Annotated in this window: 19 protein-coding genes and 1 tRNA gene; 11 read left to right on the plus strand and 9 right to left on the minus strand. The window is 42.4% G+C overall.

The window, feature by feature from the left end; translation table 11 throughout:
• The 7 genes from QXI54_08875 to QXI54_08905 form a co-directional block, all read right to left on the minus strand.
• Nucleotides 1–202, minus strand: a 202-nt coding sequence (locus QXI54_08875; GenBank protein MEM0303264.1) for a hypothetical protein, incomplete at its 3' end; no start/stop codon positions are given.
• Nucleotides 199–1,743 carry an ATP-dependent helicase gene (locus QXI54_08880; GenBank protein MEM0303265.1) on the minus strand — a complete coding sequence of 515 codons (1,545 nt, stop codon included), beginning with the start codon at nucleotides 1,741–1,743 and terminating at the stop codon, nucleotides 199–201. The genes QXI54_08880 and QXI54_08875, both read right to left, overlap by 4 nt.
• 5 nt (nucleotides 1,744–1,748) lie before the next feature.
• Complete coding sequence (locus QXI54_08885; GenBank protein MEM0303266.1) at nucleotides 1,749–2,897, minus strand: hypothetical protein; 1,149 nt, start codon at nucleotides 2,895–2,897, stop codon at nucleotides 1,749–1,751.
• A gap of 32 nt (nucleotides 2,898–2,929) precedes the next feature.
• Entirely contained in the window at nucleotides 2,930–3,832 is a 903-nt protein-coding gene (locus tag QXI54_08890) for a hypothetical protein (protein MEM0303267.1), read from the minus strand.
• The gene (locus QXI54_08895; protein ID MEM0303268.1) at nucleotides 3,829–4,197 is read right to left on the minus strand and encodes a hypothetical protein; all 369 of its coding nucleotides are present in this window, start codon (nucleotides 4,195–4,197) and stop codon (nucleotides 3,829–3,831) included. Before QXI54_08895 ends, QXI54_08890 begins: the two co-directional genes overlap by 4 nt.
• On the minus strand, nucleotides 4,194–4,469 hold the full coding sequence (locus QXI54_08900) for a hypothetical protein (GenBank protein MEM0303269.1): 276 nt from the start codon (nucleotides 4,467–4,469) through the stop codon (nucleotides 4,194–4,196). Before QXI54_08900 ends, QXI54_08895 begins: the two co-directional genes overlap by 4 nt.
• 2 nt (nucleotides 4,470–4,471) lie before the next feature.
• Entirely contained in the window at nucleotides 4,472–4,684 is a 213-nt protein-coding gene (locus QXI54_08905) for a hypothetical protein (GenBank protein MEM0303270.1), read from the minus strand.
• An 85-nt stretch (nucleotides 4,685–4,769) separates the two neighbouring features.
• Between QXI54_08905 and QXI54_08910 the strand changes: the two genes are divergently transcribed.
• Nucleotides 4,770–5,162, plus strand: a complete 393-nt coding sequence (locus QXI54_08910) for a winged helix-turn-helix domain-containing protein (GenBank protein MEM0303271.1) — start codon at nucleotides 4,770–4,772, stop codon at nucleotides 5,160–5,162.
• Entirely contained in the window at nucleotides 5,159–6,079 is a 921-nt protein-coding gene (locus QXI54_08915) for a hypothetical protein (protein ID MEM0303272.1), read from the plus strand. The genes QXI54_08910 and QXI54_08915 overlap by 4 nt, the downstream gene beginning before the upstream one ends.
• Nucleotides 6,080–6,462: 383 nt before the next feature.
• Here the strand turns inward: QXI54_08915 and QXI54_08920 are convergent.
• A tRNA-Val gene (locus tag QXI54_08920) sits at nucleotides 6,463–6,535 on the minus strand.
• Nucleotides 6,536–6,636: 101 nt separating this feature from the next.
• Between QXI54_08920 and QXI54_08925 the strand changes: the two genes are divergently transcribed.
• The 8 genes from QXI54_08925 to larB all read left to right on the plus strand — a co-directional run bounded on the left by QXI54_08925 (nucleotide 6,637) and on the right by larB (nucleotide 13,906).
• A complete protein-coding gene (locus QXI54_08925; protein MEM0303273.1) occupies nucleotides 6,637–6,852 on the plus strand; it encodes an antitoxin VapB family protein in 216 nt (71 codons plus the stop codon).
• Nucleotides 6,842–7,240 carry a type II toxin-antitoxin system VapC family toxin gene (locus QXI54_08930; protein MEM0303274.1) on the plus strand — a complete coding sequence of 133 codons (399 nt, stop codon included), beginning with the start codon at nucleotides 6,842–6,844 and terminating at the stop codon, nucleotides 7,238–7,240. The genes QXI54_08925 and QXI54_08930 overlap by 11 nt, the downstream gene beginning before the upstream one ends.
• A gap of 111 nt (nucleotides 7,241–7,351) precedes the next feature.
• Entirely contained in the window at nucleotides 7,352–7,531 is a 180-nt protein-coding gene (locus QXI54_08935; GenBank protein MEM0303275.1) for a hypothetical protein, read from the plus strand.
• Nucleotides 7,503–7,973 carry a 5-(carboxyamino)imidazole ribonucleotide mutase gene (purE, locus tag QXI54_08940; GenBank protein ID MEM0303276.1) on the plus strand — a complete coding sequence of 157 codons (471 nt, stop codon included), beginning with the start codon at nucleotides 7,503–7,505 and terminating at the stop codon, nucleotides 7,971–7,973. Before QXI54_08935 ends, purE begins: the two co-directional genes overlap by 29 nt.
• On the plus strand, nucleotides 7,966–8,958 hold the full coding sequence (gene purC / locus QXI54_08945) for a phosphoribosylaminoimidazolesuccinocarboxamide synthase (protein MEM0303277.1): 993 nt from the start codon (nucleotides 7,966–7,968) through the stop codon (nucleotides 8,956–8,958). Before purE ends, purC begins: the two co-directional genes overlap by 8 nt.
• On the plus strand, nucleotides 8,955–10,022 hold the full coding sequence (carA, locus tag QXI54_08950; protein MEM0303278.1) for a glutamine-hydrolyzing carbamoyl-phosphate synthase small subunit: 1,068 nt from the start codon (nucleotides 8,955–8,957) through the stop codon (nucleotides 10,020–10,022). Before purC ends, carA begins: the two co-directional genes overlap by 4 nt.
• A 1-nt stretch (nucleotide 10,023) precedes the next feature.
• Nucleotides 10,024–13,260, plus strand: coding sequence for a carbamoyl-phosphate synthase large subunit (gene carB, locus QXI54_08955; GenBank protein MEM0303279.1), 3,237 nt, complete (start codon nucleotides 10,024–10,026; stop codon nucleotides 13,258–13,260).
• Nucleotides 13,235–13,906 (plus strand): nickel pincer cofactor biosynthesis protein LarB, encoded by a 672-nt coding sequence (gene larB / locus QXI54_08960; protein MEM0303280.1) that lies wholly within the window; start codon nucleotides 13,235–13,237, stop codon nucleotides 13,904–13,906. The genes carB and larB overlap by 26 nt, the downstream gene beginning before the upstream one ends.
• Before the next feature lie 68 nt (nucleotides 13,907–13,974).
• On the opposite strand, the gene QXI54_08965 is transcribed toward larB, so the two are convergent.
• Nucleotides 13,975–14,796 (minus strand): enoyl-CoA hydratase/isomerase family protein, encoded by an 822-nt coding sequence (locus QXI54_08965; protein MEM0303281.1) that lies wholly within the window; start codon nucleotides 14,794–14,796, stop codon nucleotides 13,975–13,977.
• Between the two features lie 103 nt (nucleotides 14,797–14,899).
• Here QXI54_08965 and QXI54_08970 point away from each other — a divergent pair, with 103 nt between their 5' ends.
• Nucleotides 14,900–15,310 carry a PaaI family thioesterase gene (locus QXI54_08970; protein ID MEM0303282.1) on the plus strand — a complete coding sequence of 137 codons (411 nt, stop codon included), beginning with the start codon at nucleotides 14,900–14,902 and terminating at the stop codon, nucleotides 15,308–15,310.
• Nucleotides 15,311–15,332: the final 22 nt, after the last annotated feature.

A 15,332-nucleotide genomic window follows, 5' to 3' on the forward strand; every position in this document is an offset into this window, starting at 1 on the left:
CCAGTTTGCAATCAGGTCTTTCCACAAGATCGGCAGGAGTGAGTCCATGCTTTTCAAGAAAACCACGATACTTTGCCATCGCAATCTTTCGAGCGATCTTGATCTTCTCCTTGGGATGAATGTTCCTGTTCCTGAGCTGAGCCATCGCTTTGTTGTATTCTTCTCTGAAAAGTTCCTCGGCTTTCTCCTTTATCGTTCTCATTTTTGACCACCTATAAACGGAGTAAAATCCACAAGTTGCACAATCCCCAAAGCTTCCCTCGCTCTTGTCGCTCCGACGTAGAAAACCCTCAATTCGTCTTCATAGCCCTCTCTTTCCCTGATATTCCATTCGATCGACTTCGTTATCGCATCAACGAGAAGGGCAACATCGGCTTCCCTTCCCTTGCTTGCGTGGATCGTATCAACGTATAGATTCACCTTTGCCGGATCTATGGGTTTATTTGCAAACTTTATTGCCTCAAAGATCATGGGATCAACCTTATTTTCATCGAGGACGAACGGGATCTTGTCCGCTATCTGGTAGAACTGAATCGGGATGTTTCCCTTTTCCGCGGACTGTATCAGAATTTCCTTCTCTTTATCGGTGAAGAACGGTTTCATGTGTTCGAAAATCCACGTGAGTTCCACGGAAGTTAAAGGAAGTTTGTTTCTCGTCTTCGCAACAGCATTCCACGCAGTTAATAGCTCCCTCTCCCAAATTGATTGACTTTTCAGACTTTTGAATGGAAACCTTGCCCTGATAAGCGAGGATTCAGCAACCTTTACCATCTGATTCGTTCTAAACAGCAAGAAGACAGTCTTCTGTGGATACAGCATTGCAAGATTCTTCGCCATGTTTGCAACTCCTTCGATATCATACGCTCCGGAAAAGAACTTTACAGATCCACCTTCCTTTGCCGGCTGAATGTCTTTTTCCTTTCTCTCCAAAACAAGCCCTATTATTTGATTGGCGAATTCAAAGATCTTGCTCGGAACTCTGTGGGATTTCGGTAAAACCACGTCTTCATCTGCCTTTAGGTTAAGAAAGTATCTCGATTTTGCCCCTTTCCATCCGTGGATTGCCTGATCATCATCTCCAGCGACAAAGGCATCTTTGCTTGCATCGATGAATCTCTCGATGATGAGATACTCGAGCAAGCTGAGATCTTGAGCTTCATCCACGAGGACGTAATCTGTTGGTGGGAAAAGCTCCCTTTCATAAGCCTCGATCAGAATGTCGTTGAAGTCTATTATTCCGTTATGCTCTTTGAAAGCAATCCATTTCTTGATTATATCACCACAGAGGAGGGATTCCTTGTAAACTAACTCCACGCAAGCCATTATATCCTTCTTCACAGGATACCACGTTCCGATCGCTTTTGAGTGTAGGGAGAAAGCCTGATTTCCGAGTAATTCCGAATTCCCAACGGCAAAAGGATCGAACGGAATTTTGAAGTCTTTGCAAAACTTTATCTGCCATGAAATAACAAAATTCGGTTTTTCAAAAGTTTTCTTAGCCCTTTGCTTGAATCCATTTCCCTCGGTCATCGCAAGAGAAAGACAGACACCATGAAGAGTGTTGAACCACTTAAGTTTGTTCTTTGAAACCTGAAGCCTTTGCCTGACCTCTTCAATCGCAGAAGTTGACCAAGTGATGAAGGCGATGTTTTCCACAGGAGTTGACTTCGAAAGATTCTCGATTTCCCTCAGCAAATAAGACGTTTTCCCGGTTCCTGGTCCGCCAAAGATCCTTGTGATCATGTTTCTCACTCGACGTTGATCCTGTCCCAATCGATTTCAATGCTCTGTTTTTCTTCCTCAGATTTGGATTCCACAGAATCTGGCTCGGCAATTTCCTTCTTCTGAATGACCGGTTCCCAATCGAAGTTAAGAAGAATTTTTGCGAGCTTCTTGATTGCTTTAATATCAAAAATCCAGAAGCGATGAATTCGTGAATTTCCAGATGGATCTGCAACCCTCCTTGAATCCACACCGAGAAGAATATCTTTTAACGCAACTCTCAGCTTTCTAAAGCTATAATTGATTCCAACTTGATCGAGAACCCTTCTCAGCAAATTGTTGTTTATCAGAAGCTGGTTTCCGTCCATGAATGCTGAGAAGTAAACCGAGACCTGTCCAGACTGGGCATCTTCAAAGGAGTATAGCGGTAAATCTACGATCGACTCGATAACTCCACGGAGAATATCGAACTCAGGAGTAAGGGGTTCCCTTATTCTTTCAACTCTCTTAACCCATCCTTCATAGATCTTATAGCAGTGGGTAGGAGTGAGCTCCTTAGGTGGGAAATCATAGAGATCGATGTATAGAGAACCAAAGAATTCCACATTGATCTTATATACCTCATTCTCTCTGTCATAAAAGAACAAATCTGATTTATTTACTTCGATCAATCTCCCTTTTACATTCAGAAGCAGTTTTCCGACAGATGATAATTCCACAACAGATCTGGTGTCGTTCAGTATCCGCATTGCCGGGTCGATATTGAATGGACAGCTTGGATCACAGAGTCCAAGAGCCTGGGCAAAATCACAAGCCGAAAAATTAGTTTTTTCAGCCCAGGAGAGGATCTCAAGAACCGCATTGGACGGAATCTCCTTTATCTTTGGAAATTCCAGAGATGCCGAGTTCGGATCCTTTCCAGCTTGTTTTGCGTGTAAAATCCACAAACGCAAACTCATGGTGGGTTCTAATTCCACAGAATTCCTTATACATGCTCTATTTTCAAAATGTTCAAGATGTTCAAGGTGTTCAAGATGTTTAACTTGTTCAAGATGTTCAACATGTTCAAGGTCTTTGTGGGGTTTGTGAGTTCCAGAACAATCTTGAACAGTTGAACAAGTTGAACATGTTGAACATGTTATACATTTTGCGAGATCAGGATTTGTGGACTTCAATTTCTCGATAACAGCTTTTATCTCCGTGGATTTTAGTAAAGAACCTTTCTCCTCTGGTTTTTATCTCTTAATCTTCTTGCCAATTCCTCGCAAGTGACAATCCCGAGAAGCATTCCCGCAAGTGATAGCCATCTACCACCAACGTTGTGGCGGAAGCAATACCATGAGGAGCCATCCTCTGAGATTGCAAAGTTTCTTCCAGTGTGCTCACTCCCATGTGTGGGATGCTCTCCTTGGAGACTATTATCTCCCACTCCTTTGTGGAGTTTTCCTAAAGCCTCGGGTTTAAGAGCCTTCAAAACTTCAATGCATGAGATCTCCGAGCTTTCCCCGCTTCTTTCTGCCGTTTCAACAAGTGTTTTATTTACTCCCAAAAGCTCCGCATAGAAACGATTGAGAAACTCATCGTTCTGCCTTATCTCCTTTGGTGTGGACTCAATCCACCAGCCTGTGATAGTCAGAAACCTCTTTTCCTTGTAAATCTCCACTTTAAGATCATCGTTCCTGATGTTCCGTGGAATCGAGCCTTTAAGCCAAATTCTAACTCCCTTTCCAGAAGGAGTTATCTCTGCATAGCTATTTGCCTCTTGTAGTATTCTTTCAACCCATGGATTCAGCTTTCCATCCTCGATGCAGTCGTCAATATCTATCGCCACAAGGTTAAGCTCTGGAGCGAGAACGAAGCCAATTCCGATGTTTAGCTTCCTTGCATAGCCCAACGCTTCGAGAAAGCTCACGTGAGTTTTTGGATCGGTATAACTGCATCCTATCGGTCTCCCTTCCTGCGTGGTTTTCAGCTCTCCATTGCTTAGCCATGGAGCGACTGGGGTCTTATCGAGCTTTCCGTTTGCCATGTAAGGAGCCCAGCAGATCCAGTGTGGGATTTTCTTTAGCTCCTCGGGAATGTTCTCCTCTCTGATCTCCGTGGGATTCATGGCTTATCACCTTCGATCTTCACTGGATCTAATTCAATCGCCAAAATTTTCCGTGTATAATCGCTCTCCCAAGACTCAAGTCTCAATTTTATGCATCTTTTTTCTTTCTTTCTCCACACCGCAAGGCAGTCGCCATAATCACGTATCCCGCAGAGAAGTTTCGGATCATCTAAACAGTCTTCGCAATCTTCAGGATCTTGATCGCTACAGAATTTAACTTTGAAATGCTCACATGACGAATTTGTCTTATTGCAAAGCTTACATGTAAACTTAATCTCATCGAAGTCTATTATGAAGTCCTCGAATTCGTGGACTTCACTTTTTTGGACGTCCCTTCTTGGAAGAGGAGCATCTTCTTCCATCATTTTCGGATCACCTCTTGAGAAGGAGCGTTATCGGGCTCATCCTCCTCCTCTTCAATCTCTACAGGATCGAGAACGATCTTGCCACTTTCAACATAGACCGCAAAGCGATGGCTGTGGAATAACTTCCTGATAAAGGATGGAACGTAGATCTTCCCACGCTTATCGAATTTGTAGAGTCTCAGCTCAGAATCGAAAGCTTTTTCAGCTCTTCGGTCGTAGGTTTTACCAGAAATCGAGCGTCTTTTGGTTTGTAGCGTCGTGGTGGACGTCATTTTTAATTCACCTCTTGAGAAACGTTATCGGATTCGGCTCTCGTGAGTGTGGAATCCTCGTTATAAGGCTCGATAACGAGTTTTCCATCGATAAGAGTTATTTTGACGTATTCTCCAAGCTGATCGGCTATTTCTGGTGGGATTCTGACGACTTTTTCACTGTTGTAAATCCCTTTTGACTTCCTTACCTTATACACCCAGATCGGATTTATCATATTTCTCCACCACATCTTAACACTTAATTTAACTTATAAGTTAAGTTGTCCGATGGGTTTATATACTTTTCGGCTAATTCCTTTTATGAAAGTGTGGGTGACTAAAGGCAAGGTTCTACATACAATCAAAACAGGAAATCATGCTTTTACCGAAATAGAAGAAAAAAGTGGTCTCGGATCTCCGACCGTGAGCAAATATCTTCGGGAATTGGAGCGAGAAGGATTAATTATTGTCGAATTAGATAGATTTACCCGTAAACCTCGCTACAAATTAAACGAATCCCGGATAGATGAGATCAACAAACTGATCAACGCATATCTCGAAAGCGAAGCAAAAGAGTTCAAAGAAAAAATAGAGATTGCGAAGACAGTCATTCCCGAGAAAGAAAAGATAAGACTCGCTTCTTACTTCATAACCGTGGATGAGGAAAAGAGGAAGCGGATCGAGAAGATGCTTGAAGAAATTCTGAAGGAATGAGGATTGAAAAATCTCCCGACTTTTCGAAAAAAGAGGATGAAGTTCTTGTTCTCGATAATAGAGAGAGAAAACAGCATATAATTACTGTTGTCTTCGACGACTTACAATCACATGTGGATTTTGAGAATAAGCGGATAGTGATAAACAAAAACCTTCCGGACAATCAAAAGAAGTTTGTTCTCCAGCATGAAGTCGAACATCTAAATAAAAAATTTGTCTCGCCTTGGTGGGTTCTCTCTATCCCGGGCTTTAAATTAGCGGAGTATTTCAGCATGGAAGCAAAAACGAGAATTGAAAAAGAAGTTTTGGATAAGCTTTTATCTAATCCCGATCCGAAGCTACGTCTTCTCGGCATAACTGTGGATGCTTTTCTACCCCAAACTCTCGATAACTATATCGAAGATTTTTTCATTAACAAACATCTCATTAAGAACCACCGTATTAATAAGTCTTCTCTTGAAGAGTTGTATGGATTAGGAACTCTTTCGAGCGTGAAGTATTTCAGAAGGATTTCTGATGCATATTCGCAATATTTCGGAGTTAATGTTAATCGAATTGAAGAGCCTTTGAAAGTTCAAAAGAATCTTTTCTCCAATTCTCATAATGTCGGTTATCTCGTAAACTCTTTAGCAGATTGCGGTTACTGTCTCACCGAAAAAATGAAATTAATTGATTTTTACGAGTTGACAAAGAAGGGGTTAAAAAGAGTTGTCGATTCTGTGGATTCTGAAGACATCTTCAGCGAAGTTTTGCTTCATAAGGTTAAAACAGAATTAGAACGCCTTAATCAGATTCAAACCATTTTAGAGATTTTGAAATCCAACAAAAACCCGTTTTTCAAGAATAGATCACTGAAATTTTTATTCTCGGTTTACCAATCTGCTCTTTCTCGTCCAGAATTATCGAAAATACTTTGATAAAAAAAGACGAATACTTAAATGTGGTTGCTCGGGTTTCCACCAAATATCGATTTTTTAGAAAAGCTTTTGTCTTGGTTGCCAACTATGACTTTATGGAACTTATGGGAAAATTCGTTATTCGAAAAAAGAAAGCCAAAGAGGGCTTCGAATACCCTTACTTGCGGTTGCCCGTGGATTTTTCCGAGCTTATTGGTTGCGAAGCGGAGATCTACCGTGATAAAGAGTGGTTTTTCATACACATAGTTGGCAACTCGGTTGGCAACTCATATGGGATATCCAGCGAAAATAAAACTCCACAGCCTCCAAAACGAGAATCAAGCCATTCAAAAAATCGAGAATTTAACGATAGCCTCTTAAATTGCTCAAATTCCCGCAAGGAATGGGCTCGGCCGGATTCGAACCGGCGATCTCCGCCGTGTAAGGGCGGTGTCATAACCCCTAGACCACGAGCCCTTTAGTGAGAGTGATGACTTGAATTTAAGAATTTTTGTTTATCCCTTTTTGTTGTGTATTTATCGAAAGTCTTAAATCGGAATGTATAGATACACCAAAACATGAAGAACATATTCATAAGAGATGAAGTTTATGAAAAGTTGCAGAAACTCAAAAGAGGTAAAGAGTCTTTTTCGGATGTCATCATGAGGTTGATAGAGGGGAGAACTGACGTGGACGTTCTCGATAAGTATGCCGGTAAGCTGGCTGACAGCCAGATTTCGGATTTGGTGGATGAAGAGAGAAAGAAGTCAAGGGTGAGGGAATTTGATAGTTGATACTTCTGTTTTGCTGAGAATTTTGAAAGACAGGGAATTCTTTGAGAAAATCAAGCCAAAGATTGCAGAATTTAAGATTACTTCAATAACTGCCTACGAGCTTTTAAGAGTAGCGACTTATCTGAAGTTGAAAGGCAGTAGTAGAGAATTGGAGGTTTTAGAAGCTCTTTTACATGAAACAGACGTAATCCCATTTACGAGAGATGAGTTGAAAATTTCGGCAAATATATGGGCAAAATTAAAAGAAAAAGGATTGGAAATAAGCGATTCAGTTGTGATGATCTCTGCAATTTGCATAAGGAGTAAGGAGAAATTGATAACACTTGATAGAAACTTTAGGCATGTGAAGGACTCATTTAAGGATTTTGACGTGGAGATTCTTGAGTAGTTTATTTTATGTTATGAATTATATTTTAGTATAACTAATTCTTGTTGTTTGCTACTGGTCTCTGGGAGCTTTTACGGAAAATCTTATTAACTGGAGATATTGGCGGTATTGATGTCTACAACGGGATCTCTAACCGATAAAAGGACAAGAGCAGGAATTGCAGATTCGGGTAATTTAGAAATTTTAGCTTTTTCGGACTTATCTACAATAGGAACTTACTCTACGGTCGAATTTTTGAATTTCGAAGTCTTGGTGAGGTTTTATGAAAGCAGTTGTGTTGATGGGTTCTAAAGCGGATTTGGATTACTCAAAGGAGATAGCACAAAAGCTTAAGCTTTTTGGAATTGAGAGCGAGCTTAGAGTAGCTTCAGCGCACAAAACTCCTGAGCATGTGCTTGAAATTCTGGAAAAATACGAAAAAGAAGACGTTGTGTTCGTTACGGTAGCGGGTAGAAGCAATGCTTTGAGCGGGTTTGTGGATGCAAACACAACAAAGCCCGTAATAGCCTCGCCACCATACAGCGATAGATTTGCTGGAGCGGACATATTTTCGAGTATCAGAATGCCCTCGGGAGTTGCTCCAATGCTCGTGCTCGAAGCGGAGAACACCGCTTTGGCTGTTGCAAAGATCTTTGCGATTAAAAACGAAGCGGTGAAGAGATTGGTCGAGGAATACCAGAGGAAGAAAAAGGAGGAAATCATCAAAGCAGACAAAGAGGTGGGCTATGGGTAGTGTTAAGGATTTAATTGTGCTCAGGAGTCCAAATGGAGGACTTGGCGAGGGCATATTTGAGTTCTCGAATCGCTACAGCGTCTTCGACTACGGGGAAATGCCAGACAAGATCGAAGGAAAAGGAGCTTCGCTTTGCCTAATTTCGGCTTATTTCTTTGAAAAACTTGAAAAAATCGGAATAAAAACTCACTACGATGGACTAATTGAAGACAGCAGAGTAAAAAGGCTCGATGAATTGAGCTCAGCTACAAATAAAATGAAAATTAAGCTTGTCAGGGTTTTAAGACCAAAGGGCAGAGATTACTCGATATTCAGCAGAGAGAAGGCAAACTTCCTGATTCCGCTTGAGATAATCTACCGCAACAAAATCCCAGAAGGCTCTTCTTTGTTAAGAAGAATTGCGAGCGGGGAAGTAAAGCCAGAGGACTTCGGACTTAAAGAAGTAAAGCCAAATATGAAGCTTGAAAAACCAATTGTTGATTTCAGCACGAAACTTGAAGACGTTGACAGATATCTTAGCTATGAGGAGGCAAAGAAAATTTCGGGATTGAGCGATGAGGAATTTGAAAAGCTTAAAGAGATCGTGCTTAAAGTTGATGATCTAATTACTGCAGAAGTTTCAAAGGCGGGTTTGGAGAACGAAGACGGAAAGATCGAGCTTGCTTTTGATGATAAACGCGAATTCATGGTTGTGGATGCAGTTGGAACTCCAGATGAGTGTAGGTTCAGCTTTGAAGGCTTTGAGGTAAGTAAGGAAATCCTCAGGGGCTATTACAAGAGGACAGAGTGGTATGAAAGGATTAAAATCCACAAGGGCAAAGAAAACTGGCGGGAGATTGTGGGGGTTCCGCCAAAGCTTAACCCAGAAGTAAAGAAATCAGTTTCGGAGCTATACATGGCTCTATGCAACGAAATAACTAAAAGAAAATTCTTTGATGTTCCAAAGCTTCGCGCTGTTGTAAGGGAATTGAGGGGAATGCTATGAAAGCGGGCTTGGCTTTGGAAGATGGAACTTATCTCGAAGGTAAGGCTTTTGGAGCGGAAAAAATCGGCATAGGGGAGCTTGTTTTCTGCACATCGATGACTGGTTATGTTGAGGCTTTGACGGATCCAAGCTACAAAGGACAAATTCTAATGATGACCTATCCGCTTATTGGCAACTACGGGGTATGCAAAGAGGACTTTGAGAGCGACGGCGTTAAAGTTGAGGGCTTCGTGGTCCGTGAGCTCTGCAAGAAGCCAAGCAACTGGCGGAGCGAGATGAGTGTTGATGAACTGCTAAAGCAATACGATGTCGTGGGCATTGAAGGTGTTGACACCAGAATGCTTACGAAGAAGATCCGAATTTACGGCTCAATGAAGGCTGCAATCGGCGTAGGGGTTGAAAAGGAAAAGCTGATCAAGATCGCAAGGGAACAGCCTTTCATAGGCGATATTGATCTTGTCGATAAAGTCTGCGTTAGGGAGCCAAAAAGGATTGAAGCCAAAGGAAAATACGAAGTTGTGCTCATCGACTGCGGTGTAAAGATGAGCATAGTTAGACAGCTTCTGAAGCGTGGAATTAATCTCACACTTGTGCCTTACAACTTTCCAGCTGAGAAGATCATCGAAATGAACCCTGATGGTGTCTTCATATCTAATGGCCCTGGCGATCCTGCGAGGGTTAAGGAAACAATAGAGACGATCAGGAAGCTCGTTGGCAAGTTTCCAATGGCTGGAATTTGCCTTGGACACCAGTTGATGGCTTTAGCTTTTAAAGCCAAGACCTTTAAGCTTAAATTTGGACACCACGGGAGCAATCAGCCCACAAAAGATCTTGAGACAGGCAGAGTTTTCATTTCAAGCCAGAATCACAACTTCTCGGTTGACGAAAAAACCCTGCCGAAGGGTTTCGAAGTGACGCAGATTAATCTTAACGACAGAACTGTCGAAGGACTCAAGCACAATGATCTGCCCATAATAACCGTGCAATATCACCCAGAAGCTGGTCCTGGGCCACATGACACGTATTTCTTCTTCGATCGATTTCTTGAGCTTTTGAGGGGTTGAAATGCCAAAAAGAGAGGATTTGCACAAGATCATGGTCATAGGAAGCGGACCAATTGTCATTGGACAGGCTGCAGAGTTTGACTACTCTGGAAGTCAGGCATGCAAGGCTTTGCGTGAAGAAGGCTATAAAGTTGTCCTCGTGAACTCAAATCCCGCGACGATCATGACAGATCCAGAAATGGCCGACTCGATATACATTGAACCCCTCGACGCTGAGATCGTTGCAAAGATAATTGAAAAAGAAACACCTGATGCTATCCTACCAACACTTGGTGGGCAAGTTGGATTGAATCTGGCTGTTCAGCTTCATGAAATGGGTGTTCTTGACAAATATGGGGTTGAGCTGATTGGTGCAAAGGTCGATGCGATCAGAAAAGCTGAGGATAGAGAACTTTTTAAGCAATGCATGCTCAAAATTGGTCTTGAAGTTCCAAGAAGTGTATCTGTAAATGATGTAAGCCAAGCACTTGAATTTGCAGAGGAAGTCGGCTTTCCGCTCGTTATCCGCCCCGCCTTTACGCTTGGCGGAACCGGCGGAGGGATAGCGTATAATAAGGAGGAGTTAAAGGAGATCGTTGCCAAGGGGCTTAAGCTTTCAATGATAAGGCAGGTGCTTGTTGAAGAGAGCGTCATAGGCTGGAAGGAGTTCGAGCTTGAAGTTATGCGAGATCTGGCAGATAACGTGGTCATAATCTGTCCAATAGAGAACTTCGATCCCATGGGCATACACACAGGGGACAGCATCACCGTTGCGCCAGCCCAAACACTCACAGATGTGGAGTATCAACAGCTAAGAGATGCTGCAATTAAAATTATCCGGGAAATTGGTGTCGAGACTGGAGGTAGTAACATACAGTTTGCAGTCCATCCTGATAACGGTAGAATCGTTGCCATAGAGATGAATCCACGTGTAAGCAGATCTTCAGCGTTGGCTTCAAAAGCAACTGGATTCCCCATTGCGAAGATTGCAGCAAAGCTTGCAGTTGGCTACACCCTTGATGAAATTCCAAACGATATTACGAAAGAAACACCAGCAAGCTTTGAGCCAACGATCGACTACGTGGTTGTTAAAGTTCCGCGATTTGCCTTCGACAAGTTTCCAACTGCAAATCAGATTTTGGGAACCCAGATGAAAAGTGTTGGAGAAGTGATGGCAATAGGCAGGACTTTTGAAGAGGCTTTGCAAAAGGCTTTGAGAAGTCTTGAAATAGGTCGCTATGGGCTTGGAGCAGACGGAAAAGATAAAGAAACAACCAGAGAAGAAATAATCAGAAAGCTGAAGTTTCCAAGCCATGATCGGATTTTCTACATTCGATATGCATTCCAGCACGGTTTTAGTGTGAAGGAAATTTACGAACTCACAAAGATAGATCCTTGGTTCTTGGAGAAGATCAAAAATATCGTTGATTTCGAAGAAAAACTCAAGGATATAGCCAAAAAGTGTAAACTCGATGAAGTGCCAAGAGAAGTGCTGGTTGAAGCTAAGAAGCTGGGCTTCAGCGACAAACAGCTCGCCCACATCTTCAAATGCACAGAAAGAGATATCAGAAGCCATAGAAAGAGGATGGGTATAAGGCCCGTTTACAAGATGGTTGACACATGCGCAGCTGAATTTGAAGCCAAAACGCCTTATTACTACTCCACTTACGAAGATGAGAACGATGCAATCCCAACGCAGAGAAAAAAGGTTATGATTCTTGGTAGTGGTCCAAACAGAATTGGACAGGGTATTGAGTTCGACTATTGCTGTGTTCATGCGGTTAAAAGTCTTAAGGAAGATGGCTACGAGACTATAATGGTTAACTGCAATCCAGAGACAGTCTCAACGGACTACGATACCTCTGACAGGCTTTACTTTGAGCCAATAACTCATGAAGATGTAATGAACATCTACGAAAACGAAAATCCTATTGGAGTGATGGTTCAATTTGGCGGACAAACGCCATTGAACATAGCAGAAGAGCTTGAAAAAAGCGGTGCAAAAATATTGGGAACTTCTGTTGACTCCATAGATATAGCTGAAGACAGAGAGAGATTTGAAGTGCTAATGAAAGAGCTTGGAATTCCAAGGCCACCGAATGGCATAGCTTTTAGTGTCGAAGAAGCGAAAGAAGTGGCAAAGAAGATTGGTTATCCAGTTCTTGTTCGACCCAGCTATGTGCTTGGTGGTAGAGCCATGGAGATTGTCTACGAGGAGAGTGAGCTGGAGAGATACATCAATGAAGCTCTTGATGTGAGCCCTGAGAAGCCAATACTGATCGACAAATTCCTTGAAGATGCGATCGAGCTCGAAGTTGACGCACTTTGCGATGGTGAAGATGTCTTCATAGGCGGAATAATGGAGCACATCGAAGAGGCGGGAGTTCACAGCGGTGATTCTGCATGCGTTCTGCCACCCGTATCTCTATCAGAGGAGATGATCGCGAAAGTGGTTGAATACACAAGGAAGATATCCTTAGCCCTTAAAGTTGTAGGGCTTGTGAACATTCAGTATGCACTTAAGGACGATGTTCTATACGTTCTTGAGGCAAATCCAAGGGCAAGCAGAACTGTTCCTTTCGTAAGCAAAGCTACGGGAGTTCCACTTGCTAAAATTGCAGCCAAGCTCATGATGGGGGTTAAGCTAAAAGATCTCAAGCTAAAAGAGCCAAAAATGAAGCATATTTCAGTTAAAGAAGCAGTATTTCCTTTCATAAAATTACCCGGTGTCGATCCTGTGCTCGGGCCTGAGATGAGGTCCACGGGAGAGGTAATGGGAATAGATTACAACTTTGGTTTGGCTTACTACAAAGCGGAACTCGCTGCAGGAATGAAGTTGCCAACAAAAGGAAACGTGCTAATCAGTGTTAAAGATAAAGACAAGCCGAAGATAGTGCCAATAGCGAAAAAGCTCTCAGAATTTGGATTCAAAATCTTCGCAACCGAAAACACTGCGAAGTATTTGAAAGAGCATGGTATCAATGCGGAGATCGCTTTAAAAGTTAGCCAGGGTAGGCCGAACATTGTAGACATGATAATTAATGGTCAAATTGATCTGATAATCAACACCCCCAGTGGAGGAAGAGGTAAGACCGAGGGCTATGAGATAAGAAGGGCTGCAATCGAGTATGGAGTCCCATACGTGACAACAATTCCCGGCGCTTTGGCGGTTGTGAAGGCAATTGAAGCCATTAGGAGTGGAAATCTGGTAGTTAAATCTCTGCAGGAGTATCATGACGAGATTAGAAGACTATCTTGAGAATCTTGCAAAACTCGATTTCGAACGAGAAAAAAGGGCAGGAAAGCCAGAGGCGATTTTCGGTGAGGGAAAGCCTGTTGAAGTAGTAGTAAGGATAGCAGAGGAATACAAAAAATTGGGCCAGCCAGTGCTTTTCACAAGACTTAACAAAGAGCAGATGGAAGCTTTGAAAGCCATTGGAGCAGAAATAAACGAGCTTGCAAGAACTGCAACTTTTGGAAAAGCTAAAGAGACTATTGGAAGTGTTGCCATACTAACAGCCGGCACAGCTGATGTGGCCGTTGCTGAGGAAGCGAGAGTGACGGCCGAGTTTCTTGGCTTGGAAGTTTTAAAATTCTACGACGTCGGTGTTGCGGGGTTGCACAGGATCATAGAACCCGTAAAGGCAATAAGGGAAAAGAAAGTTGATAGTGTTATTGTAATCGCTGGGATGGAAGGAGCCTTGCCTTCGGTTATAGCAGGGCTAGTTGATGTGCCAGTTATAGCTGTTCCTACTTCGATCGGTTATGGAGTTCATTTAAAAGGAATTTCGACACTTTTTGCAATGCTACAAAGCTGTCCCTCTGGAGTTGCGGTCGTTAACATCGACAACGGCTTTGGAGCATCGGTTTTTGCCTATTTGATTTCTAAGGTAAAAAGCCGTTAGTCTAATATTTTTGCCTAATTTCGGGTTTATTCGACTGTATAGTTACGAAAAATAAAAAGATTTTAAGATTATTTCATCTGAAACTCAGGCTTTCTTTTTTCGAAGAATGCCAAAACCGCTTCCCTGAGCTCACCAGTGGCTATTGAGAGCATGATCGAAAGAACTTCGTAGTATAGCCCAGACTGTAGAGAGCATTCTTTACCTTTTTCGATCTCGAACTTTGCAATCTGAACGAGCATCGGATTCTTTTCAGCGATCTTCTTTGCAAAGTTGATCGTATATTCTTCAAGCTTATCTGCTGGAATGACTTCATCCACTATTCCCAAGTTTTTGGCAGTTTCCGCATCGATCGTTTCGCAGGTAAAAATCAACCTCTTTGCTTTTGATTCGCCAATCTTTCTCGTGAGCCTTTGCGTAGCCCCCCATGCGGGAGTCATTCCGAGATTCAACTGCGGAAAGCTAAACGTTGCATCTTTGGATGCGAAGATGAAATCACAGCAAAGAGCCATTTCAACGCCACCACCAATTGCAAGCCCATTGACCATTGCTATAACCGGCTTCGGAAAATCATCGATCAGATTGAATAGCCTGAAGATCTGAGCTACGGTTTTAGAGTAATCAGAATAAACTGTGGGACTGCCTATAAAGAAACCCGGATCAACAAGATCGTCGCCAGAGCAAAAGGCTTTTCTTTTTCCTTGGATCTCAGCACCAGTTAAAATTACAACCCTGATTGCGTTGTCTTCTGCCAGTTTCTTCATAGCATCCTCAAGCTCCAATCTGAGGGTTGAGTTTACCGCATTCATTTTTTCTGGTCGGTTCAGATAGACTTTGGCAATTGTGCCGTCAACTATTTCAACTTTAACTTCTTTATAGCCATCATAGCTCATTTTTCCACCTCCATTGTCCAAGCTTCGAAGAAAAGTATATATCTTTACTGAAATTTTGTGGACCATTCAACAAATTTTTAAATTAGGATTGATAATGCAAGTCATGGATCTTGTTGGGGAATTCGTAAAGCTTGTAGGCAGCGCGCCGTGGTATAGACTTATTGGTATGGAGATTAAAAGAGGAGAAAATGAAATCCTTGTTGAGATCCAGATTGAAGAGAAACACCTGCAGGCACTTGGAATGGTTCATGGCGGGGCTATAGCGAGTATTCTCGATTCTGCAATCGGTTTAAACATAAATAAGGAACTGATTGAAAAGGGCAAGCTTGCTATAACTTCTCAGCTGAACGTTCACTATCTCAAGCCAGTATCGAGAGGAAAAATTACTGCAAAAGCCAAGCCCTTGTTTATAGGCTCAAAAGTCGCTGTTGGCTATGGAGAGCTCAAAGACGAAAATGGAGAAACGATTGCTGTAGCAACTTCAACTTTTTACATCACAACCCGAAAGGAATGAATTCAGAATGCGAAGAATTAAA

Source organism: Archaeoglobaceae archaeon (assembly GCA_038734275.1).
Taxonomy (GTDB): Archaea; Halobacteriota; Archaeoglobi; order Archaeoglobales; family Archaeoglobaceae; genus WYZ-LMO2.